This window comes from Roseburia hominis A2-183 (assembly GCF_000225345.1).
Lineage (GTDB): Bacteria > Bacillota > Clostridia > Lachnospirales > Lachnospiraceae > Roseburia > Roseburia hominis.
This window is the reverse complement of sequence record NC_015977.1, coordinates 1,965,475-1,986,503: the sequence shown is the minus strand read 5'-3', so window position 1 is coordinate 1,986,503 and position 21,029 is coordinate 1,965,475. Positions and strand designations below refer to the sequence as shown.

The following is a 21,029-nucleotide window of genomic DNA, read 5'->3' as shown; positions in this document are numbered from 1 at the left end:
CTATTTTAGCATAGATGGCAGAGAATGTCACGATAGCCCGGTATCTTTTTCGTGTTGTTTCACTTGAGAAATGGTCTGTTTATGGTATAATGTGATACAGGTTGTAAAGAAACAGTTTGAACGAAATGCAGGAGAGAAGAATATGAAAAAGATCTTAGACCTTATCACCGGGGAAGTCACACAGGCATTTGTGGACTGCGGTTACGATGCAAAGTATGGCAAGGTGACATTATCCAATAGACCGGATCTCTGTGAATATCAGTGCAACGGAGCGATGGCGGCGGCAAAGGAGTACAAGAAGGCGCCGTTTATGATCGCGGACGAAGTGGCGGAGAAGCTTTCCGGGAATGCCATGTTTTCCATGGTGGAATCTGTAAAGCCGGGATTTTTGAATCTCAAGCTGGATGAGGCATATCTGGCGGATTATGTGGCAAAGATGCAGGCGGACGAGGGAAGATACGGCTGTGAGAAGACCAAAGAGCCGAAGACGATCATGATCGATTACGGCGGACCGAACGTGGCGAAGCCGCTTCACGTCGGACATCTGCGCTCGGCGATCATCGGCGAGAGCATCAAGCGCATCGGACGTTTTATGGGACATACGGTGATCGGCGATGTGCATCTGGGCGACTGGGGCTTACAGATGGGACTTATCATCACGGAACTTCGGGAGAGAAAGCCGGATCTGGTATATTTTGATGAGAACTATACCGGAGAATATCCAGAGGAAGCGCCGTTTACCATCTCAGAGCTGGAGGAGATCTACCCGACAGCCAGCGGCAAGTCCAAGGAGGACGCCGCCTACAAGGAGGCGGCGATGCAGGCAACCTACGAACTGCAGCATGGCAGAAGAGGGTATCAGGCACTGCTTTCCCACATCTTAAACGTTTCCGTTACGGACTTAAAGCGCAACTATAAGAATCTGAACGTATCGTTTGATCTGTGGAAGGGGGAATCCGATGCCCAGCCGTACATTCCGGATATGGTGCAGAAGATGAAGGATGACGGATTTGCCTACATCAGCGACGGTGCGCTTGTCGTAGATGTCAAGGAGGATACCGATACCAAGGAGATCCCGCCGTGCATGATCTTAAAATCAGACGGTGCATCCCTTTATAATACGACGGATCTTGCAACGATTGTATGGCGTATGAAGGACTACCATCCGGATGAGCTGATCTATGTGGTGGATAAGCGCCAGGAACTCTATTTTACGCAGGTGTTCCGCTGTGCGCGCAAGACCGGACTGGTAAAGCCTCGGACCGGCTTAAAGTTCCTCGGCTTCGGTACGATGAACGGCAAGGACGGCAAGCCGTTTAAGACCCGTGAGGGCGGCGTTATGCGCCTGCAGTATCTGCTTGAGAGTGTGAACGAGGAAATGCTCAAGAAGATCACGGAGAACCAGAAGGCAAAGGAGAACCTTGAGATCAGTGAGGAAGAGGCAAAGGAGACCGCGAAGATGATCGCGCTTGCAGCCATCAAGTACGGCGACCTCTCCAACCAGGCAAGCAAGGATTACATCTTCGATATTGACCGGTTCACCTCGTTTGAGGGAAATACGGGACCATACATCCTTTACACCATCGTTCGTATCAAGTCGATTCTGAACAAGTATCACAGCATGGGGAAGGATGAGAGCGGTGCAGTGATTGAGGCAGCTCATTCCGCGAGTGAGAAGAACCTTATGCTGGCACTTTCCGGATTCGGCGCCATGATGGAGAACGCGTATGAGGAGACAGCGCCGCATAAGATCTGTTCTTACATCTATGAGCTGGCGAATGCATTCAACAGCTTTTACCATGAGACAAAGATCATGTCCGAGGAGAACGAGCAGATCCAGAAGTCTTATATCCGCCTGTTAGAGCTGACAAAGTCGGTACTTGAGACCTGTATTGATCTGCTGGGCTTTCAGGCACCGGAGCGCATGTAACCTATTTAGTGAGCTGATAAAAAAGAAGGGGCTGCCGCATGAAACGGGCTGCCCCTTCTTTTTTGCGCTTTTTTATGACCGACGCAAAAACCAGTCATATTTTTTCGGACAGGTCATAGAATTAGACATAGCCGGAAAGGGGGCATGGCTTTGGAGATCGTCAAAATATTCCCGGTGCATATAAGAGAGGCGCTGGCGAACGATACATGGAAGGCGGGACTGGAGGAGATCCGTGTCCGGGTGGGCAGTCCGCTTGAATTTATTTACGGCGGGGAGAGCCGCTACCTGCCGGGGCGGGAGGGCGCGTATGCACTGCCTTCTGCCTGCGGATATGAGAACGGCTATCGGATGACGCCGGAGGACCTTCGTGAGATGCTCAACTATATCAGCGATTATTCACTCTACGCCTACAGTGAGGAGGTAAAGGAGGGCTATCTTACCATCGAGGGAGGACACAGAATCGGAATGGCGGGACAGGTGGTAAAAAAGGATGGAAAAGTGACGGGTCTTAGCCATATCACCTTTTTAAATGTCCGGATTGCACACGAGAAACGGGGCTGCGCGGATGACATTCTTCCGCATATCAGGAGATCGGACGGTATCTATAATACACTGATGCTCTCGCCGCCCGGAATCGGGAAGACGACGTTTTTGCGGGATCTGATCCGGCAGTTGTCCGCGGGGGATGCGGGTGCACCCGGAATGAAAGTGGGGGTTGTGGACGAGCGTTCCGAGATTGCCGCATGCCACCTGGGAATTCCGCAGAACGATCTGGGCCCCCGCACGGATGTGCTGGACGGCTGTAAGAAAACGGAGGGAATCCGGATGCTCCTGCGCTCCATGTCGCCGCAGATTCTGGCGGTGGATGAGCTTGGTGGAAAGGAGGATTTTGCGGCGGTAAAACAGGCACTGTGCTGCGGGTGCAGGGTACTCGGGACCGTGCATGCGGGCTGTGTGCAGGAGCTTCTGGACAAACCGTATCTGCAGGCATGCGTCACACAGAAGCTGTTCGGGCGCTACATATTGATTGAACGGAATTCCCGCGGGGAGCGCAGCACCACAATCTATGATGAACGGATGGAGCGGATATGTTAAAAATCATGGGAAGTATCCTGGTCTTTGCCGCGGCGGCGGGGATGGCAGGCACATACAAAAGAGAACTGGCAGACCATCTGGCACTTTTGTACGCGCTGCGGAAACTTCTGGTGGATCTTTCCTGTTACGGAAATGGAACCAGACAGCCGGTGGAAGTTCTGCTGGGATGCTTTGTGAGAACGCCGGATGAACGATTAAATGAGATCTGTCGGAAGATTGCAGACTGCCTGATAGAGAAAAACGAGAAAAACGGGGAACAGGTGTGGAAGAGGGTTTTTGAGGAATATCGGAAAAAACTGTGTTTAACCGGAGAGGAGAGCGCGCTCATCGGGGAGGCGGGCGGCGCGCTTTTCGGGAGAAGCGAAGAAGAAAATCACAGAAGACTCACGCTCATTTTAGAACAGCTGGATGACAGGATCAAAACCGTGCGGGGAGAGCTTGGAGAAAAGCAGAAGATTTATGCGACTGTCAGTATGGTGATGGGGGGAATGCTCGTCATTCTTCTGATTTAGACGGCAGGAAAGCAAAACAGAAAGGAAAGAAATACGATGAGCGTGAATTTGATTTTTAAGATAGCGGCAGTCGGGATTCTTGTGACAGTGATCGGACAGGTCTTAAAGCACAGCGGCAGGGAGGAGCATGCGTTTTTGACCAGCCTTGCCGGGCTTATCATTGTGCTGTTCTGGATCGTTCCGTATATCTATGAATTATTTGAGACGATGCAGTCGCTGTTTGCGCTGTAAGCCGGGAGAAAACGATGGATATTGTAAAAATAGCGGTTCTTGGCATCGCGGGAGTATTTCTTGCAATTCCGCTCAAGAGAGAAAAGGGAGAGTACAGTACGTTTGTTGCAATGGTTGTGGGAATCTGCATTTTTATCTATCTGCTCACAAAGGTGGAGACTGTACTGCTCTTTGTGGATTCCATCAAGTCGCAGCTTCCGGTCGATGGCAGATACATCGGGCTGGTGGTAAAGATGGTGGGAATCACGTATGTGGCGGAATTTGCGGCGAACCTGTGCAGGGATTCCGGTTATTCTGCGATCGCAGGACAGATTGAAATGTTTGCAAAGCTGTCCATTCTGGTGGTGAGTGTGCCTGTGTTTGGAGCATTTTTGGACGCGGTGGGGAGTTTTTTATGAGAGAGTGTGGAAAGAGAAGCTTCTGTCTGGTGTGCATGTTTTTGGTTTTGACCGGAATGCCTGTGACTGTGCAGGCGGCAGATTATGACGGCGGGACGGGGAGCGCGGAGAAGACGCAGGAGACATATTTAAAAACGTTTCTGGAAGATCTGGACTTTGCGGAACTGGATACGTGGACCAAAGAGGAGCTGTTTCCGGAGCAGAGGGAAAAATTCAGCTTCTCCGTGATGGTGCAGGAACTGCTTGCGGATGGAATCGGAGTGACCTCCATGGAAAAAATCGGACAGTGGCTGTGTGATGCCCTGCTGTATGAGATAAAGACCGGCAAAACAATTCTGGTGGAGGTGGTGCTGCTTGCAGCGGGTTTTTCCATGCTTAAGAATTTCTCGGGAACCTTTGAGAAAAATTATGTTTCCGACATCTGTTTCCTGCTGGTCTACGGCGTGCTCTGTGTGCTGCTGCTAAAGTCTTTTGAAATCTATGGAACGGTAGCGGAAGAAGCGCTAAACGGCAGCATCGATTTTATGAAGGCACTCATTCCGGCGTTTGGCATCAGCATGGTATTTTCCTCGGGGGCGGAGAGCTCCGCCGCCTTTTATCAGCTGGCGTTTCTGGTCATTTATCTGGTGGAGTGGCTCTTTCTTTCGGTGCTGCTTCCCTTCATCCGTGTGTATGTGGTGACGGAGCTGTTCAATCACTTTTTCGAGGATGAAAAATTCCAGAATTTTACGGAATTATTGGCTGGAGTGATCTCCTGGGGGATGAAGAGCGCGATGATGGCGGTGCTCGGATTAAACGTCATGCAGGGACTGCTTGCACCGGCAAAGGACCGCCTTTTAAACGGAGCGGTCAGCCGTGCGGCGATGATGATTCCGGGGGTGGGGAATGTGCTTGGAGGAATCGGGGAGCTTATGTTCGGCGCCGGAATACTGATCAAAAACTGTGTGGGGGTGACGGCACTGATCGTGCTGCTTGCGGTGGGCTGCATCCCGGTTCTAAAGCTTGCCTGTATGTCAGTTCTCTATAAACTTGCGGCGGCGGTGGCGGAGCCGGTGGCGGATAAGAGGATTGTCGGATGCATTAAGAGCATGGCGCAGGGAGGCGTGCTTTATCTGAAGCTGGTCTGCTATGGCATTGTACTGTTTTTTGCTACGATTGCGCTGCAGACGGCGGCAGTCACATCACATGCATAGGGGGACGTGCCATGAACGCATATATGAGAGGATTTGTCATTCTGTTTGTGCTTCTGGTGCTGCTAAGTTATCTGCCGCCGGGGAAACAATACCGGAAATATATCCGTTTTTACGCGCAGCTTCTGATGGTGCTTGCAGCATTGAGACCGCTGTTTGTACTGTTTGGCGGAAAAGATACGTTTTATGAAAAAATGGCATATGCCCAGTGCATGGAAAAACTGTCGGAATTTTCCCGCGATACGCAGAAAATCGCTTATCTGAATCAGGACAGATACCGCACAGAGTATGAGAATGTCATCGCGGAAAATATCAGGGAGAAGGTGGATGATATGCTGCAGGAGTACGGGCTTGGCACCCAGAGCGTTACGGTGGAACTGGGGGAGGATCATACGATGCAGGAGATTTGTATTTACATCACAGATGAGAACGCGGATGAGATTTCGGTCGGAAGAATCAGCGTGTCAGATGCGGCAGAGTCAGGGGAGAACCAGGAGGTCTGCGGGAAAGTAAAGGAAGAACTGGCGGCGTACTACGGGATGGAGGATTCCGGAATACGGGTGAATTATGTGGGAGGAACGTAAATGCCTGAAAAACTGAAACGGATCTTACAGAACAAAAACTGGCGCAGCTGGAAGAAAAGCGACTGGCTGCTGCTCGCGCTGGCGGGGATATTATTGCTTGTGATTGCACTGCCGGTGGAGAGTGGGGATGGCACAGCAGAAAAGGCATATAACACGGCACAGGGGGAAAAGGAGACGTCAGGCGGCAGCGGAAGAACGGCGTCAGGAGATAGTGGAGGGACGGCGTCAGGCAGCCAGACATCGGAGGAGGGAGAGCAGGAATATGTCCAATATCTGGAGAAGAAGCTCGAGAATATTCTGATGCAGATGGACGGGGTGGGCAGAGTGGACGTCATGATTACCGTTTCAGACGGGGGCGAACAGATTGTGGAGAAGGACAAAAAGACAACTTCCTCTTCGACGGGCGAGCGTGATTCCGGAGGCGGGGAGCGCAGTGTGACAGAACAGGCGGGGGAAGATTCGACGGTATACGTGGAGACTGCAGATGAAAAATATCCGTATGTACAGAAAGAGACGCTGCCGACGGTGGCAGGCGTTGTGGTGGTCGCAGAGGGAGGCGGGAACCCGGCGGCGGTTTCTGAGATTTCAGAGTCCGTGCAGGCATTATTAAAGGTGGAACCGCATAGGATTAGAGTAGTTAAGATGTGTTCCAGGGAGGAATCGGAGTGAAGAAAATATTTCGGAAAAACCAGCTGGTGATAACAGCATTGGCACTTATGATTGCGGTGGCAGGATATTTCAGCTACATGAACAACAATATGGAAGATGGCCAGGTGACGGCGGAAGCGAGCGCGGATGCGGGAACGGTGCAGGATACATACGACATATCGGAGGAGGATATGCTTGCGGAGCAGGAGATCTTTACCGATGAGGGAACCGGGGAGGAACTGGCGCTTGTGGAAGGAACGGAGACGGCAGCAGTGGATGCCGCGCAGTCCGGGGATGTGGCACAGATGACGGACGGTGCCGCGGACGTCGAGAATCCTGGGGAGGCGGTGCTTACAAGCACGACGATTGCGAACCTCGATTATGCGGCGGAGATGAAATTAAACCGCGAGCAGATCCGCTCCAAGAATAAGGAATCCCTGCTTGAGATTGTAAACAATACGACGATCGATGAGAGCTTAAAGCAGGATGCTGTCAACAAGATGATCGCCATGACGGATATTGCCGAGCGGGAGGCAGCTGCGGAAATGCTGCTGGAGGCAAAGGGATTTTCCGATGTGGTGGTGAGCATCACGGAAGATAACTGCGACGTTGTCTTAAATATGGGAGAGGTGACGGATGCAAAGCGGGCACAGGTGGAAGATATTGTAAAACGCAAGACCAACATTGCGGCGGATAAGATTGTCATTACCCCGATTGTGGTGGATGAGAGCGGGGAATAAGCTTAAAATACTGGTAAAAGAGGCGGATATGTAGTATAATCTCCATGCTATTTGAGGCATGGAGATTTTTTTAGATTGGAGTAAGCTATGGCAATGCGCATCATGATACAGGGGACCATGTCGAATGCGGGAAAGAGCCTGATTGCGGCGGGACTCTGCCGCATTTTCCGGCAGGACGGCTACCGGGTGGCACCCTTTAAATCACAGAATATGGCGTTAAATTCCTTTATCACAAAAGAAGGGCTTGAGATGGGGCGGGCGCAGGTGATGCAGGCGGAAGCGGCGGGGATGGAACCGACGGTAGCGATGAATCCGATCCTGTTAAAGCCAACCAACGACATCGGTTCCCAGGTGATTGTGAACGGCGAAGTGATCGGGAATATGAGTGCCAGGGATTATTTTGCTTATAAGAAAAAACTGGTGCCGGACATTCTTGCGGCGTACCACAGGCTTGAGGAGCAGGCGGACATCATTGTGATCGAAGGCGCGGGAAGCCCGGCGGAGATCAACTTAAAAGAGAATGATATCGTGAACATGGGGCTGGCGGAACTTTTGAATGCGCCGGTGCTGATCGCCGGAGATATTGACCGGGGCGGAGTGTTCGCGCAGCTGCTCGGGACACAGCTTCTTCTGGAGGAGTCGGAGCGCAGGCGGGTAAAAGGATTTATCATCAATAAATTCCGGGGCGATGTGTCCATTCTTGCGCCGGGAATCCGGATGCTGGAAGAGCGCGGCGGCGTTCCGGTCGTCGGGGTGGTGCCGTACATGCAGATTTCCCTCGAGGATGAGGACAGTCTGACGACCCGGTTTGATGCGAGGCAGGAGGCGGCGGTCGACATTGCAGTGATACGTTTTCCGCGCATCTCCAATTTTACGGATTTCTCGGTATTTGAGCAGTTTGAGGATGTGTCGCTGCGCTATGTCGATTCGGTGGAAAAGCTGCATCATCCCGATATGATTCTTCTGCCGGGAAGCAAGAATACGATGGAGGATTTAAAATGGATGCGCCAGAACGGTCTGGAGGCAGCGATTCTTCACAGAAGCGCGGAGACGTTCATTTTTGGAATCTGCGGCGGCTACCAGATGCTCGGAAAACAGATTGCGGACCCGCACGGCGTGGAGACGGGCGGTGTGATCCGGGGAATGGGATTACTTCCGGTCACGACAGAGCTGGGGGAACAGAAAGTGCGAACCCGGGTTGGCGGAGAGATTCTTGGCGGGATGCTGGACGGATGTGAACTGAGCGGCTATGAGATTCACATGGGAATCAGCAGACCGGAGGGGGACTGCGAACCTTTCTGCAGGATCCGCGACGAGATTACCGGGAAGGAACGCACGGACGGCGTCTTTGCGGGAAATGTGTGCGGCACCTACGTGCACGGCATTTTTGACCATGGCTCAATCGCCGGGAAGATCGTGCGGCACCTCGCAGAGAGGAAGGGACTCGTGCTCGGGGAGGACGGCGTGGACTACGGATTGTTCAAGGAGCAGCAGTACGACAAGCTGGCGGCAACGCTGCGCAAGTATCTGGATCTCGATGCGATCTATAAGATGATGCGGGAATATGAGTGACAAAAGAGAGAGGTGTGTGGGATGTTAGACAGACAGCAGATGAGACAGTTGAAGATAGAGCCGCCGGATCAGGCGGTCTATAAGGAAGTCCTCGGCAACTGGGATGCGCTTGCAAAGCCGCTGGACGGGATGGGAGAATTTGAGGAATTGTTTGCCCGCATCGGAGCAATCCGGCGTGATCCCGCCCTTGATATTTCCAGAAAAGCAGTGGTTGTGATGTGTGCGGACAACGGAATTGTGGAGGAGAAGATCAGCCAGTCCGGACAGGATGTGACGGCGAAGGTGGCGGCAGCCATGGGGAGAGGGACGAGCTCTGTCTGCCGGATGGCAAAAGCAGCCGGCGTCGAGGTAATACCGGTGGACATCGGAATCAACGAAGAGGGATCGCCGGAGGGCGTGCTGCCGTGCAAAGTGCGTCGCGGAACCAGAAATTTTATCAAGGAACGGGCGATGACGGAGCAGGAGACACTGGCGGCGATTGAGATTGGCATGGAGCTTGCGAAGCGGCTTGCACACGAGGGCTATAAGCTGCTTGCGACCGGTGAGATGGGAATCGGCAACACAACGACCAGCAGTGCGGTGGCGGCGGCACTGTTATCCTGCGATCCGAAGGAGATCACCGGAAAGGGAGCCGGACTCAGTGACACGGCGCTTTTACGCAAGATTGCGGTGGTCGAAGAGGGAATCCAGATGCATGAACTCTATCAGGCGGACGCATTCGATGTGCTGTGCGCAGTGGGCGGACTGGATATCGCCGGACTTTCCGGCGTGTTTATCGGCGGTGCCCTGGCACATGTACCGGTGGTCGTTGACGGAGTCATCAGTGCGGTGGCTGCGCTTGCGGCGGAGCGGATGATTCCCGGCGTGCGCGATTACGTGATACCGTCACACAAGAGCAGGGAACCGGCGGCGGAGCGCATATTGGAAAAACTGGGAATCCGCCCGGTGTTAGATGCGGGACTGGCGCTGGGAGAGGGAACCGGAGCTGTGATGATGTGCGGACTGCTGGACATTGCGCGGACGATCTACGGCGAGCGCACCACGTTTGCGGATATTGATGTGGCACCGTATCACAGATTCGGGTAGCCTCAGAGAGGAGTAGGACATGATTCTGGTGATCGGCGGAAGCGGCAGCGGAAAGTCAGCTTATGCGGAAAAAGTGGCATTGGAGTGTCAAAAAGAGAAAAGGCACTTCTACCTGGCAACCATGCATGTGTTCGGCGAGGAAGGGCAAAAAAAGGTGCAGCGCCATAAAAGGATGCGCGCAGGCAAAGGCTTTGTGACGATCGAGCAGCCGACGGACATCATGCAGTGCCTTCCCGCACTTCGGGAGGCCGGTGGCGGCGTGGTGCTCCTGGAGTGCATGTCGAATCTGGCTGCCAATGAAATGTTTGACACGGAAGAACCGGCGGGCAGTGAGCAGGTCGCGGAAAAGATTGTCACGCAGATTGGCGTGCTGGCGCAGGAGACGGAAGAACTTGTCATTGTCACCAACAATGTGTTTGAGGATGGCATCGTCTATGATACTTCCACCATGGAATATCTTCGGGCGCTCGGCAGCATCAATGTGAGACTGGCAGAGCGTTCGGACGTTGTGGTGGAAGTGATTGCGGGAATTCCCGTTGCAAGAAAGGGAAAGCTTCCGGTAGCGGTGGCAGAGAAACAGGGACACAGACAGAAAGGAGCACCGGCATGTCCGTGATAAAGTCTTTTTTTATAGCATTTTCGATTTATTCTAAAATTCCGGTGCCGCAGTTCGCGTGGAAGGAGGAGGACATGCGCTATACGCTGTGCTTCTTCCCGTGGGTCGGAGCGGTGATCGGATTGTGTTTCCTGTTGTGGAACCGGTTCGCGGGCGTGTATGGGATCCCGTCCACTGCCCGGGCGGCGGTAGGAGCGGTTCTGCCGCTTGCAATATCCGGCGGATTTCATGCGGACGGGTTTATGGACACCATGGACGCGCTGCATTCTTACCGCGACAGGGAGCGCAAACTGGAGATTTTAAAAGATTCCCACATCGGCGCGTTTGCCGTGATCTGTTTTGTGATGTATGAGCTGATCTATCTGGGAGCAGTGTCCATGATCACGGAAAAAGAACAGATTTTAGTACTTGCCGCAGGCTTTTTTTTGTCGCGCACCTTAAGCGGGATCGGTGTCGTATCCCTGCGCTGTGCCAAGACGAACGGGATGCTCTATCAGTTCGCGAGCGAGGCGCACCGGCGGGTGGTGCTAACGGCGCTGTATCTGCAGCTTGTACTCTGCGTCGGGCTGATGCTTGCCGTATCGGTGAAAACCGGTGCTCTTGCGTGTGCGGCAGCAGGGCTTACCTACGCGTACTACAGACAGAAGAGTTACCAGGAATTTGGCGGTATTACCGGAGACCTCGCGGGGTATTTTGTGACGCTGTGCGAGGGTGTGATGGCGGTGCTTGTGGCGGCGGCAGGGCTGATCGGCTAGGAATGAAGCATTGCGGGATGACGCATCAGAAAGGATAACACATGGAACTATACATTGGCGGATATGCACAGGGAAAACTTGCTTATGTCAAAGGGAGGCATCCGGGGGAAAAACATCCGGTGTGGGACGGAGCCACAGAGACGTTTACCGGGAGAACATCCAAGGAGGCGCCGGTCTGTAACCACTACCATCTGTGGGTGAAGAGGCTGCTTAAGGATGGAGCGGATGTAAGAGAGCTGACCGGCAGGCTGCTTCTGGAACACCCGGACTGCATCATTATCAGTGATGAGATCGGCAACGGAATTGTGCCGCTGGACCATGAGGAGCGCGAGTACCGGGAGACGACCGGCAGGCTGCTGTGCGGGCTGGCAGAAAAGGCAGACCGCGTGGAGCGCATTGTGTGCGGGATCGGAGAGCGGATCAAATGAGGTATGAGGCAGACATGGCACTGATCCGTCACGGTATGACGCCCGGGAATGAAGAGCACCGCTATATCGGAAGAACGGATGAGCCGCTTTCACAAAAAGGCAGAGAGCAGCTTCTCACATTGCAGAAAAAAGGCGTTTATCCGGCGGCAGCATGCGTTGCGGCAAGTCCGCTGGAGCGCTGCAGACAGACGGCAGAGCTGTTGTACCCCGGACAGGCGCCATGCGTTTTCGATCAGTTCCGGGAGATGGATTTTGGCGCGTTTGAAGGGCATAACTATGAGGAACTGAAAGCGGATGTCCGCTATCAGGCGTGGATCGACAGCAACGGAACGCTGCCGTTTCCGCAAGGGGAGAGCAGAGAACAGTTCCAGAGACGGTGCGTGGAGGGATTTTGTGAGCTGCTTAAGGAAGTGTGGACGCGGGAGAAGCTTCCGGCGTCGCTTGCACTCATCGTGCACGGCGGAACGATCATGGCGCTTCTGGACGCTTTTGCGGAGGGCAGTTATTACGATTACCAGTGCGCAAATGCGAAAGGATATAAAGGACGACTGTCTGTGGAATTTGATGCAGCGGGAAATACTTTAAGAGACACGATAAAAATTGCGGATGTGAGAAAGTTGGAGGAATGACATGCTCTCGGTATATCATATGACGGCGTTTACAATCGGATTTGTGATGGATCTGCTGTTCGGCGATCCGTACTGGCTGCCGCATCCGATCCGGTGGATCGGGCGCCTGATCGGATGGCTGGATCGAAAGCTGCTTGGAGAGACAGACGGCGCGGTGCGAAATGAAGCCGCCGAGAAGAAAAAGGGAAGGTGGCTTGTGGCGTTCGTGCTTCTTCCGGTACTCTTTTTTGCGGCAGCAGTCCTGTTTGCGGCGTACCGGATCCATCCGGCGGCGGGGGTTGTTACAGAGAGTGTCATGACCTACCAGATGCTTGCCACAAAATGCTTGAAGACGGAGAGCATGAAAGTGTACAAGCAGCTTTCGGAGCATGATCTGTGCGGGGCGAGAAAGGCAGTCTCCATGATCGTCGGAAGAGATACGGAATGTCTGGATGAGGAGGGCGTGGCGAAGGCGGCGATCGAGACCGTGGCTGAGAATGCCTCCGACGGAGTGATCGCGCCGATGCTCTATCTGGCGCTGTTTGGACCGGTGGGAGGTTTTTTTTATAAGGCGGTCAACACCATGGATTCGATGGTGGGATATAAAAATGACAGGTATCACGCATTTGGCACGGCGGCGGCAATGCTGGACGATGTTGTCAATTTCATTCCGGCGCGCATCAGCGCCATGCTCATGATCTTATCCTGCTGTTTCCTTGGAAACGAATTTGACCAGAAGAATGCGATGAAGATTTTTAAGCGGGACCGGTATCAGCATGCCAGCCCGAACTCCGCACAGACCGAGGCGGCATGTGCGGGAGCGCTCGGCATAAGACTGGCAGGAGATGCCAGCTATTTTGGAAGAATCGTCAAAAAGCCGTACATCGGTGATCCGCTCAGAGCAGTGGAGACAGAGGATATCAGACGTGCCAACCGCCTGCTGTATGGGATGGCATTTTTCGGATGGGGAATTTGTATGGCTGTCTGGTTGTGCGTGACAGCCATTGTGTGGTAGCATAGAGACAGAACAGGAGGAAGAACCGGGATGGTGCAGCAGAACATACATGGAGGAGACATATACCGCAATCAGGTATCGCTTGATTTTTCGGTCAACATCAATCCGTTCGGGATGCCGCAGCGGGTGCGTGAGGCGCTTGAGGCGGCAGTGGCATGGTGTGAGCGGTATCCGGATATCCGGTCGGAGGCATTGCGGGATGCCATCGCCGGGGCAAAAGGGATTGCGCCTGCGGATATTGTGTGCGGAAACGGTGCGTCAGAACTGTTTCCTGCCATTTTAAGAGCGGTTCATGCGAAAAAGGTGCTGCTTCCTGTACCGTCATTTTACGGATACGAGTATGCGGCAAAGTCTGTGGGAGCAGAGATCTGCTGCCACGAACTGCTTGAGACGGACGGCTACGCGGTGACGGAGCGCTTTCTTACTGCCATCGGGGAGGGTGTGAACGCCGTTTTTCTGGCAGTCCCGAATAATCCGGTGGGTACGGTGGTGGAGCCGGAACTGTTGGAGAAGATTGCAGAGCGCTGTCAGAAGTACGGTGTGACCCTGATTCTGGACGAATGTTTTGTGATGTTTACCGGAGCGGAAGAACGCTATTCCTTCTTAAAAAAGTATCGGAATTATCCGAGAGTTGTGATCGTGCGGGCATTTACGAAGCTCTATGCCATGCCGGGAGTGCGGCTCGGCTATCTCGTCTGCAGCGATGCTGCTCTTACGGAAGCGATAAGAGCCGATCTGCCGGAGTGGAATCTGTCGGTGTTTGCGCAGCAGGCGGGATGTGTGGCCTGCGGGCAGCGCGCGTATGTGGAGCACTCGGTGGCATTTGTCTGCAGGGAGCGTGCCTGGCTTACGGAGCAGCTGTCGGAAATTGGCATTACTGTGTTTGCGTCAAACGCCAATTTCCTGATGATAAAAGACGGGCGTCCGCTGGCAAAAGAGCTCTTAAAGAAGGGGATTCTGATCCGCGACTGCAGCAACTACCGGGGACTTTCCGGGGGATATTACCGGATTGCGGTCAGACGGCGCGAGGAGAATGAACGCCTGCTTGCGGCGCTGGCGCAGGTGACGGGAAGCAGCGTGGTGGAAAACGGCAAAGATGATAAAAAGCCGGCAGCAGTGCCCGACGGAATCGAGTATGTGATGCCACAGGAGATAGAGAAGCGCAGCTTTTCCATCATCGAGGAAGAATTGCAGCTTCGGGGGATTACGCTGCCTGTGGAGGAAGCAATGGTCACGAAGCGTGTGATCCACACGAGCGCCGATTTTTCCTATGCGCAGACGATGACCTACTCCGCGGGAGCGGTGGAGACGGCAAAGTGGCTCATCACAGAGGGCGCGGACATTGTGACGGACACCAACATGGCGCTCTCCGGCATCAACAAGCGCGTGCTCGCACGCTACGGCGGATCGGTACACTGCTTTATGGCGGACGAGGATGTGGCAAGAGAGGCGAAGGAGCGGGGCGTTACCCGCGCCACCGTGAGCATGGAACGGGCGGCAAAGATCGAAAAACCGGTCATCTTTGCGATCGGAAATGCGCCGACAGCTTTAATCCAGCTATACGGGATGATAGAGGAGGGCTACCGCCCAGCGTTCATCATCGGCGTTCCGGTCGGGTTTGTCAATGTGGAGGCGGCGAAGGAACTGATTTTACAGACGAAGATACCGCATATTGTAAACCGTGGAAGAAAGGGCGGCAGCAATGTCGCGGCTGCCATTTGCAATGCGATTCTCTACGAGCTTGGGAGGTGAGCCCATGCGCTATGGATTTACGACGGGAAGCTGCGCCGCAGCGGCGGCAAAGGCGGCGGCTTATATGCTTCTTACCGGCAGAGAAAAGCACGAGATTACCATCACCACGCCAAAAGGCATCCTCTACCATGCCAGGATGGAAGAGATCAGCCGCACGGAGCATTCCGTGCGCTGTGCTGTCAGAAAAGATGGCGGAGATGATCCGGACATCACGACGGGAACACTGATTTTTGCGGAAGTATCCTGGCAGGAGCAGAAACAGGAAAAAGACTGCGGAAAACCGCAGATTCTTATTACGGGAGGCGCGGGTGTCGGAACGGTCACAAGACCGGGGTTAGACCAGCCCGTCGGGAGCGCGGCGATCAATCATGTGCCGCGGGAGATGATTACCCGCGAGGTGGAAGAAGTGTGTGCGCTTACCGATTATGCGGGGAGCCTTTTGGTGGAGATTTCGGTGCAGGGGGGAGAGGAACTTGCCCAAAAGACGTTCAACCCGAGACTCGGTATTGTGGGCGGTATCTCAATCCTTGGAACGACCGGGATTGTGGAGCCCATGAGCAGTCAGGCGCTCCTTGACACGATCTATGTGGAGCTTAAGCAGAAGCGCGAAGAGGGAAACCGGTTTGCGGCAATCTCACCGGGAAATTACGGTCTGGAATATATGAAGCGCGCTTACGGGTTCGATCTGGACCGAAGCGTCAAGTGCAGCAATTTTATCGGGAAGACGATGGATATGGCGGTGGAGCTCGGATTTGAGGCGGTGCTTCTGACCGGACACATCGGAAAGCTGGTAAAGCTCTCCGGCGGAATTATGGACACACATTCCAGGGAGGCGGACGCGCGCATGGAGCTTCTGATGGCTGCGGCATACCGCGCCGGGTGTGCGCCCGATACGCTGGGGAAGATCTTAGACTGTCTTGTGACGGAGGAGGCGCTCGCCTACATTGTCAAGGACGGATGTCTTTCCGCGACGATGGAACTTTTAATGAAAAAGATTCTTTTTTATTTAAAGAAGCGGGTGAAAGAGGAACTGCGTGTGGAATGCATTCTCTATGCGAACGGGTACGGCGAGCTGGCGAGAAGCGACGGTGCGGTAGAACTTCTGGAACGAATCCGCGGGGAAGAAGAACATTTGCAGTAACGCAGTTTAAGGAGGAAACGATATGGTATATTTTGTCGGGGCGGGTCCGGGAGCAAAGGATTTAATCACGGTCCGCGGAATGAGACTGCTGGAGCAGGCGGATGTCATTATCTATGCGGGATCGCTCGTGAATCCGGAGCTTCTTTCTTATGCCGGAAGCGGGGCAAAGATCTATGACAGCGCAAAAATGACGTTGGAGGAAGTGCTTGCGGTCATCCGGGAGGCGGAGGAAAAAGGGCTTACCACCGTGCGGCTTCACACCGGGGAGCCGAGTCTCTACGGGGCGGTGCGTGAACAGATGGATGTACTTGCAGCGGAGGGGATTTCCTATGAGAGCTGTCCCGGCGTCAGCGCATGCTTTGGCGCGGCGGCGGATCTGAATCTGGAGTATACGCTGCCGGGGATCTCGCAGAGCCTGATTATCACGCGGATGGCAGGACGCACGGCAGTGCCGGAGCGGGAGAGCATCGAGAGTTTTGCCGCACATCAGGCGTCCATGGCAGTCTACTTAAGTGCGGGAATGGTAAAAGAACTGTCGAAAAGACTGATGGACGGAGGGTATGCGCCGGATACGCCGGCAGCGATCGTCTATAAGGCGACCTGGCCGGACGAGGAGGCGTACGTGTGCACGGTGGAGACGCTTGCTGCTGTGGCGGTGGAGCATCAGATTACGAAGACGGCGCTGATTCTGGTGGGAGATGTGCTGGCAGCGCCGGGGTATGAGCGCTCGAAGCTGTATGATCCCGGGTTTACCACGGGATACCGGAAGGCAAAAAAGGAACAGGGAGAGACAAAGTGAAGAAGACGGACATAGCTGTCATCAGCTTTACTTACAGGGGGGCAGAACTGGCAGAACACATTCAGGAAGCGATGGATGCCGTATGGTCCTGTAAATTATATACAAAATGCAGCGACGCCCGGGCAGAGGGGATAGGGATTTCCGTGGATCAGCCACTTGCCGAATGGACAGGAAAACAGTTTGCGGCGGGAAATGCGCTCCTGTTTATCGGGGCATGCGGGATTGCGGTCAGGAGTATCGCACCGCATGTAAAAGATAAGCTTTCCGATGTTCCGGTGCTCGTGGCGGATGAGGCGGGGCAGTTTGTGATCCCGCTTCTTGCAGGTCATTATGGGGGAGCCAACCGGCTTGCCGGGGAACTTTCAAGAGCCCTCGGTGCGACTGCCGTGCTCACCACGGCGACGGATGTGAACGGGCTTTTTGCGGTGGATGTGTTTGCAGCGTCAAACCGTCTTGCCGTTGCCGGTCATGACGGAATCGCCCGGGTGTCCGCCGGGCTTCTGCGCGCCGGGTATCTTACCATGTCCGTCGCCGGAGAATGTGAAGGAGAGATTCCGCCGGAGGTAAGACTGGTACCGTATCCGCCAAAGGAGCCGGTGGATGTGCTGGTCGCGCCGCAGTGCGAAGCCGGGGAACGATGCAGCTTATGGCTGATTCCGTCCTGCCTGCTGCTTGGCGTCGGGTGCAGAAGGGGCAAAAGCGAAGAGGAACTGGAAGCGTTTGTGCGGGAGACCCTGGAAAAAGAGAAGCTTTCCAGCATGGCGGTGGCGGGAATCGCGTCGGTCGATGTAAAAGCGGATGAGGTAGGAATTCTGGCACTGGCAGAGCAGTTAGCGGTTCCTTTTCTCACTTATCCGGCCGGGCGCCTGCAGTGTGTGGACGGTACATTCACGTCATCCGGCTTTGTGGCGCAACAGGTCGGCGTGGATAATGTGTGTGAGCGCGCGGCGGTCTGCGCGGCGGGGGAGGGCGGCAGACTTCTGGTGCAAAAGACGGCATGTGAGGGCAAGACGCTTGCCATAGCAGAGAAAAAATGGAGTGTGAAGTTTTGATGAAACATGAAATCTATATTGTCGGAATGGGACCGGGCAGAGAGGAAGATATGACACAGGAAGCGCTCACCGTGCTGGATTCCTGTGACGTAATTGTGGGATATACGGTGTATCTGAATCTTCTCGGGGAACGATTTTTGGGGAAAACGTTTTTGTCGACTCCGATGCGCCAGGAAGTGGAGCGATGCAGGATGTGCTATGAGGAGGCCAAGAAGGGAAAGCGCGTAGCGCTGATCTGTAGCGGGGACGCAGGAATCTACGGGATGGCGTCACTCATGTATGAGATGAGCGCAGAATATCCGTCCTGTGAACTTACGGTGGTACCGGGGATTACCGCGGCAAGCAGTGGTGCGGCAGTGCTCGGCGCGCCGTTAAACCATGACTTCTGCGTGATCAGCTTAAGCGATCTTCTGACTCCGTGGGAGCAGATTAAAGCGCGGCTTCGGGCAGCTGTTCTGGGGGATTTCGCGATAGCGCTCTACAATCCGTCGAGCAGGAAGCGCGCAGATTATCTGCAGCGCGCCTGTGATATTCTGCTGGATGCCGGGGCGAAGGGAACGCGTGCCTGCGGCTATGTGGAAAACATCGGAAGAGACGGGGAGACGGCACACACCTGCACCCTGCAGGAACTTCGTGAGATTCAGGTGAATATGTTTACCACGGTATTTATCGGCAACTCACAGTCGGTCATTATGGGAGATAAGCTTGTCACAAAGCGCGGCTATCAGATCGGGGCAGGCGCCAGGGCGCGTGCGAAGGAGCGCGGATAAGAGGTCTGGAAATGGAGAGAATATGGCAGAAATATTGATTTTTTCCGGGACAACGGAGGGAAGAGAATTGGCGGAGGCACTCTGTGCCAGACAGATTGACTGTATGGCGAGTGTGGCGACCGAGTACGGCAGGGAAGTGATGCGTCAGCAGGAGCATCTTGTGATCCGGGAAGGGCGGATGGGCGAACCGGAGATGGAAGAACTCATGCGAACCGGTACATTTCTTGCAGTGGTGGACGCCACGCATCCCTACGCGGTGGAGGTGACGGAGCACATCAAAGAGAGCGCAAAAAAGACCAATCTTCCCTATTTAAGGCTCAGCCGGAGCACGGCAGCGGAGCGTGAGATCGCAGAGCACGAGTGGATGATACATACGGTGGCGGACACGCAGGAATGTGTAGAACTGCTGTCTAAGCTGCCGGGGAACATTCTTCTTACGACGGGCAGCAAGGAACTGCACGCATATGCCGCCCGGGAGGAGATCCGTGAGAGACTTTTTGTGCGTGTGCTTCCGGGGGTGGAGAGCATCGAAATCTGCCACAGGGAACAGATTCCGGGGAAGCAGATCATTGCCATGCAGGGACCTTTTGGAACGGAGCTCAACGAGGCGCTGATCCGGCAGTATGACATCGGCGTGCTGGTGACCAAGGAGAGCGGACAGGCGGGCGGATTTCCGGAGAAGATCCGCGCGGCAGAGCACACGAAAATCCCGGTGGTCATGATTCAGAATCCGGAGCAGGCGGGCGGGATGAGCATGGAAAAAGTCCTGTCCGAAATTGAAACGCTCTGCGGGAAAAAGAGCGGGACGAAGCGTCAGCCGCTGCAGATTTCTCTTGTGGGAATCGGGATGGGGAACACAAAGTTGTTCACCGGAGAGGCAAGGGAGGCGATTGGGCAGGCGAAGGCGGTCTGCGGAGCGAAGCGGCTGCTTGCCGCGGCGGATACCCTGATCGCGCCGGATGCAGAGAAACGGGAGGCGTACCTTCCCGCAGATCTTCTTCCGTATATTTATTCCTGCAGGGAAAGAAAAATCGGGCGGATTGCCATCTTATTTTCCGGTGATACCGGATTTTACAGCGGCGCAGAGGCGGTGTATAAGGCATTGCAGGAAGAAGTGCGCCTTGGAAAATTACAGGCCGGGATCACCATCTGTCCTGGAATCTCCTCGCTCTCCTATCTGGCGGCGCGCGCAGGTAAAAGCTGGCAGGACGCGAAGATAGTCAGCACACACGGGAGAGAGGCGGATGTTACAGCGTATGTGCGCAGTGAGGAAAATGTATTTCTGATTGTTTCAGGCAGAAGCGATCTAATCCGCATCGGGGAAGAACTTGAGGCGGCGGGACTGTCCGGGGTGGAGCTTACCATCGGATACCAGCTCTCCTACAGGGAAGAGCGGATCTGGCACGGAACGCCGGAAGTGTGCCGGACGTTAAAGGACGATGGACTCTATGCCTGCCTGATTGAAAATCCGGGGGCACAGGGGGAGACGCTCGCTCCGGGAGTCCCTGACCGCTGGTTCGTGCGTGGACGAGTCCCCATGACGAAGGAGGAGATCCGCTGGCTGTCTCTGTGCAGGCTCGGGTTAAAGAGTCAGAGCGTATTTTATGATATTGGAAGCGGAACCGGCTCGATTGCGGTGGAGGCGGCGCTGCGGTCAAAACAGCTGCGGGTGTATGCCGTGGAACATGGAGAGGAAGCCTGTGGACTGATTGCGGAAAATGCATCGCGTGCAGGCGTGAAGAACCTTGTTGTCGTAAAGGGGGAGGCACCGGAATGTCTTGGGGAACTCCCGGTGCCGACGCACGCGTTCATCGGCGGAAGCGGCGGCAGGCTGCGGGAGATTCTTCTGGCACTCCGGGAGAAAAATCCGAACGTGCGCGTTGTCTTAAATGCCGTCTCGCTTGAGACGGTCGCCGAGGTTGTGGCACTGTGGAAGGAGCTTTTGATCTGTGAGGAAGAGATCACACAGATTGCGGTCAGCCGCGCAAAAAAAGCAGGTTCCCATCATCTGATGCAGGCGGAGAATCCGATCTATGTGATCTCGTTTTCCCTGTCGGAGAACGGCGAGGGGGAAGAACAAAAACCGGACAGACGGGAGGAGAGGTAA

The 21,029-nt window shown here is 54.5% G+C and carries 22 protein-coding genes; all 22 read left to right on the top strand.

Annotated elements, in window-relative coordinates; genetic code table 11:
* The first annotated feature begins 142 nt into the window (after positions 1-142).
* Positions 143-1,930: an arginine--tRNA ligase gene (argS, locus tag RHOM_RS08915; protein WP_014079971.1), complete on the top strand. Its 1,788-nt coding sequence runs from the start codon at positions 143-145 to the stop codon at positions 1,928-1,930.
* Between the two features lie 144 nt (positions 1,931-2,074).
* The gene (gene spoIIIAA, locus RHOM_RS08910) at positions 2,075-3,025 is read left to right on the top strand and encodes a stage III sporulation protein AA (protein WP_014079970.1); all 951 of its coding nucleotides are present in this window, start codon (positions 2,075-2,077) and stop codon (positions 3,023-3,025) included.
* Positions 3,019-3,537: a stage III sporulation protein AB gene (locus RHOM_RS08905; RefSeq protein ID WP_014079969.1), complete on the top strand. Its 519-nt coding sequence runs from the start codon at positions 3,019-3,021 to the stop codon at positions 3,535-3,537. The genes spoIIIAA and RHOM_RS08905 overlap by 7 nt, the downstream gene beginning before the upstream one ends.
* 36 nt (positions 3,538-3,573) lie before the next feature.
* A complete protein-coding gene (spoIIIAC, locus tag RHOM_RS08900) occupies positions 3,574-3,768 on the top strand; it encodes a stage III sporulation protein AC (protein ID WP_014079968.1) in 195 nt (64 codons plus the stop codon).
* 14 nt (positions 3,769-3,782) lie between these two features.
* Positions 3,783-4,166 carry a SpoIIIAC/SpoIIIAD family protein gene (locus RHOM_RS08895; RefSeq protein ID WP_014079967.1) on the top strand — a complete coding sequence of 128 codons (384 nt, stop codon included), beginning with the start codon at positions 3,783-3,785 and terminating at the stop codon, positions 4,164-4,166.
* Complete coding sequence (locus RHOM_RS08890; RefSeq protein ID WP_014079966.1) at positions 4,163-5,359, top strand: stage III sporulation protein AE; 1,197 nt, start codon at positions 4,163-4,165, stop codon at positions 5,357-5,359. The genes RHOM_RS08895 and RHOM_RS08890 overlap by 4 nt, the downstream gene beginning before the upstream one ends.
* An 11-nt stretch (positions 5,360-5,370) precedes the next feature.
* A complete protein-coding gene (locus RHOM_RS08885) occupies positions 5,371-5,940 on the top strand; it encodes a stage III sporulation protein AF (protein WP_014079965.1) in 570 nt (189 codons plus the stop codon).
* Entirely contained in the window at positions 5,941-6,609 is a 669-nt protein-coding gene (locus tag RHOM_RS08880; RefSeq protein ID WP_014079964.1) for a hypothetical protein, read from the top strand.
* Entirely contained in the window at positions 6,606-7,328 is a 723-nt protein-coding gene (locus RHOM_RS08875; RefSeq protein ID WP_014079963.1) for a SpoIIIAH-like family protein, read from the top strand. Before RHOM_RS08880 ends, RHOM_RS08875 begins: the two co-directional genes overlap by 4 nt.
* Positions 7,329-7,415: 87 nt before the next feature.
* Entirely contained in the window at positions 7,416-8,900 is a 1,485-nt protein-coding gene (locus RHOM_RS08870; RefSeq protein ID WP_014079962.1) for a cobyric acid synthase, read from the top strand.
* Between the two features lie 21 nt (positions 8,901-8,921).
* On the top strand, positions 8,922-9,986 hold the full coding sequence (cobT, locus tag RHOM_RS08865; RefSeq protein WP_014079961.1) for a nicotinate-nucleotide--dimethylbenzimidazole phosphoribosyltransferase: 1,065 nt from the start codon (positions 8,922-8,924) through the stop codon (positions 9,984-9,986).
* Positions 9,987-10,005: 19 nt separating this feature from the next.
* The gene (locus RHOM_RS08860; RefSeq protein ID WP_014079960.1) at positions 10,006-10,602 is read left to right on the top strand and encodes a bifunctional adenosylcobinamide kinase/adenosylcobinamide-phosphate guanylyltransferase; all 597 of its coding nucleotides are present in this window, start codon (positions 10,006-10,008) and stop codon (positions 10,600-10,602) included.
* The gene (locus RHOM_RS08855; protein ID WP_014079959.1) at positions 10,593-11,357 is read left to right on the top strand and encodes an adenosylcobinamide-GDP ribazoletransferase; all 765 of its coding nucleotides are present in this window, start codon (positions 10,593-10,595) and stop codon (positions 11,355-11,357) included. Before RHOM_RS08860 ends, RHOM_RS08855 begins: the two co-directional genes overlap by 10 nt.
* A gap of 41 nt (positions 11,358-11,398) precedes the next feature.
* Positions 11,399-11,785 (top strand): bifunctional adenosylcobinamide kinase/adenosylcobinamide-phosphate guanylyltransferase, encoded by a 387-nt coding sequence (locus RHOM_RS08850; protein WP_014079958.1) that lies wholly within the window; start codon positions 11,399-11,401, stop codon positions 11,783-11,785.
* Positions 11,782-12,414 (top strand): histidine phosphatase family protein, encoded by a 633-nt coding sequence (locus RHOM_RS08845; protein ID WP_014079957.1) that lies wholly within the window; start codon positions 11,782-11,784, stop codon positions 12,412-12,414. The genes RHOM_RS08850 and RHOM_RS08845 overlap by 4 nt, the downstream gene beginning before the upstream one ends.
* 1 nt (position 12,415) lies before the next feature.
* Positions 12,416-13,408: an adenosylcobinamide-phosphate synthase CbiB gene (cbiB, locus tag RHOM_RS08840; protein WP_014079956.1), complete on the top strand. Its 993-nt coding sequence runs from the start codon at positions 12,416-12,418 to the stop codon at positions 13,406-13,408.
* A 30-nt stretch (positions 13,409-13,438) separates the two neighbouring features.
* Positions 13,439-15,160: a precorrin-8X methylmutase gene (locus RHOM_RS18195; protein ID WP_014079955.1), complete on the top strand. Its 1,722-nt coding sequence runs from the start codon at positions 13,439-13,441 to the stop codon at positions 15,158-15,160.
* 4 nt (positions 15,161-15,164) lie between these two features.
* Positions 15,165-16,301, top strand: coding sequence for a cobalt-precorrin-5B (C(1))-methyltransferase CbiD (cbiD, locus tag RHOM_RS08830; RefSeq protein ID WP_014079954.1), 1,137 nt, complete (start codon positions 15,165-15,167; stop codon positions 16,299-16,301).
* Positions 16,302-16,323: 22 nt separating this feature from the next.
* Complete coding sequence (gene cobM / locus RHOM_RS08825; protein WP_014079953.1) at positions 16,324-17,100, top strand: precorrin-4 C(11)-methyltransferase; 777 nt, start codon at positions 16,324-16,326, stop codon at positions 17,098-17,100.
* Entirely contained in the window at positions 17,097-18,152 is a 1,056-nt protein-coding gene (locus RHOM_RS08820; protein ID WP_014079952.1) for a cobalt-precorrin 5A hydrolase, read from the top strand. The genes cobM and RHOM_RS08820 overlap by 4 nt, the downstream gene beginning before the upstream one ends.
* Positions 18,152-18,922: a precorrin-3B C(17)-methyltransferase gene (cobJ, locus tag RHOM_RS08815; RefSeq protein ID WP_014079951.1), complete on the top strand. Its 771-nt coding sequence runs from the start codon at positions 18,152-18,154 to the stop codon at positions 18,920-18,922. Before RHOM_RS08820 ends, cobJ begins: the two co-directional genes overlap by 1 nt.
* A 22-nt stretch (positions 18,923-18,944) precedes the next feature.
* A complete protein-coding gene (locus RHOM_RS08810) occupies positions 18,945-21,029 on the top strand; it encodes a bifunctional cobalt-precorrin-7 (C(5))-methyltransferase/cobalt-precorrin-6B (C(15))-methyltransferase (protein WP_014079950.1) in 2,085 nt (694 codons plus the stop codon).

Excerpts from the sequence above, each read along its gene's own strand:
- argS (WP_014079971.1), top strand. The coding sequence starts at position 143 with ATGAAAAAGATCTTAGACCTTATCACCGGGGAAGTCACACAGGCATTT.
- spoIIIAA (WP_014079970.1), top strand. The coding sequence starts at position 2,075 with ATGGCTTTGGAGATCGTCAAAATATTCCCGGTGCATATAAGAGAGGCG.
- RHOM_RS08905 (WP_014079969.1), top strand. The coding sequence starts at position 3,019 with ATGTTAAAAATCATGGGAAGTATCCTGGTCTTTGCCGCGGCGGCGGGG.
- spoIIIAC (WP_014079968.1), top strand. The coding sequence starts at position 3,574 with ATGAGCGTGAATTTGATTTTTAAGATAGCGGCAGTCGGGATTCTTGTG.
- RHOM_RS08895 (WP_014079967.1), top strand. The coding sequence starts at position 3,783 with ATGGATATTGTAAAAATAGCGGTTCTTGGCATCGCGGGAGTATTTCTT.
- RHOM_RS08890 (WP_014079966.1), top strand. The coding sequence starts at position 4,163 with ATGAGAGAGTGTGGAAAGAGAAGCTTCTGTCTGGTGTGCATGTTTTTG.
- RHOM_RS08885 (WP_014079965.1), top strand. The coding sequence starts at position 5,371 with ATGAACGCATATATGAGAGGATTTGTCATTCTGTTTGTGCTTCTGGTG.
- RHOM_RS08880 (WP_014079964.1), top strand. The coding sequence starts at position 5,941 with ATGCCTGAAAAACTGAAACGGATCTTACAGAACAAAAACTGGCGCAGC.
- RHOM_RS08870 (WP_014079962.1), top strand. The coding sequence starts at position 7,416 with ATGGCAATGCGCATCATGATACAGGGGACCATGTCGAATGCGGGAAAG.
- cobT (WP_014079961.1), top strand. The coding sequence starts at position 8,922 with ATGTTAGACAGACAGCAGATGAGACAGTTGAAGATAGAGCCGCCGGAT.
- RHOM_RS08860 (WP_014079960.1), top strand. The coding sequence starts at position 10,006 with ATGATTCTGGTGATCGGCGGAAGCGGCAGCGGAAAGTCAGCTTATGCG.
- RHOM_RS08855 (WP_014079959.1), top strand. The coding sequence starts at position 10,593 with ATGTCCGTGATAAAGTCTTTTTTTATAGCATTTTCGATTTATTCTAAA.
- RHOM_RS08850 (WP_014079958.1), top strand. The coding sequence starts at position 11,399 with ATGGAACTATACATTGGCGGATATGCACAGGGAAAACTTGCTTATGTC.
- RHOM_RS08845 (WP_014079957.1), top strand. The coding sequence starts at position 11,782 with ATGAGGTATGAGGCAGACATGGCACTGATCCGTCACGGTATGACGCCC.
- cbiB (WP_014079956.1), top strand. The coding sequence starts at position 12,416 with ATGCTCTCGGTATATCATATGACGGCGTTTACAATCGGATTTGTGATG.
- RHOM_RS18195 (WP_014079955.1), top strand. The coding sequence starts at position 13,439 with ATGGTGCAGCAGAACATACATGGAGGAGACATATACCGCAATCAGGTA.
- cbiD (WP_014079954.1), top strand. The coding sequence starts at position 15,165 with ATGCGCTATGGATTTACGACGGGAAGCTGCGCCGCAGCGGCGGCAAAG.
- cobM (WP_014079953.1), top strand. The coding sequence starts at position 16,324 with ATGGTATATTTTGTCGGGGCGGGTCCGGGAGCAAAGGATTTAATCACG.
- cobJ (WP_014079951.1), top strand. The coding sequence starts at position 18,152 with ATGAAACATGAAATCTATATTGTCGGAATGGGACCGGGCAGAGAGGAA.
- RHOM_RS08810 (WP_014079950.1), top strand. The coding sequence starts at position 18,945 with ATGGCAGAAATATTGATTTTTTCCGGGACAACGGAGGGAAGAGAATTG.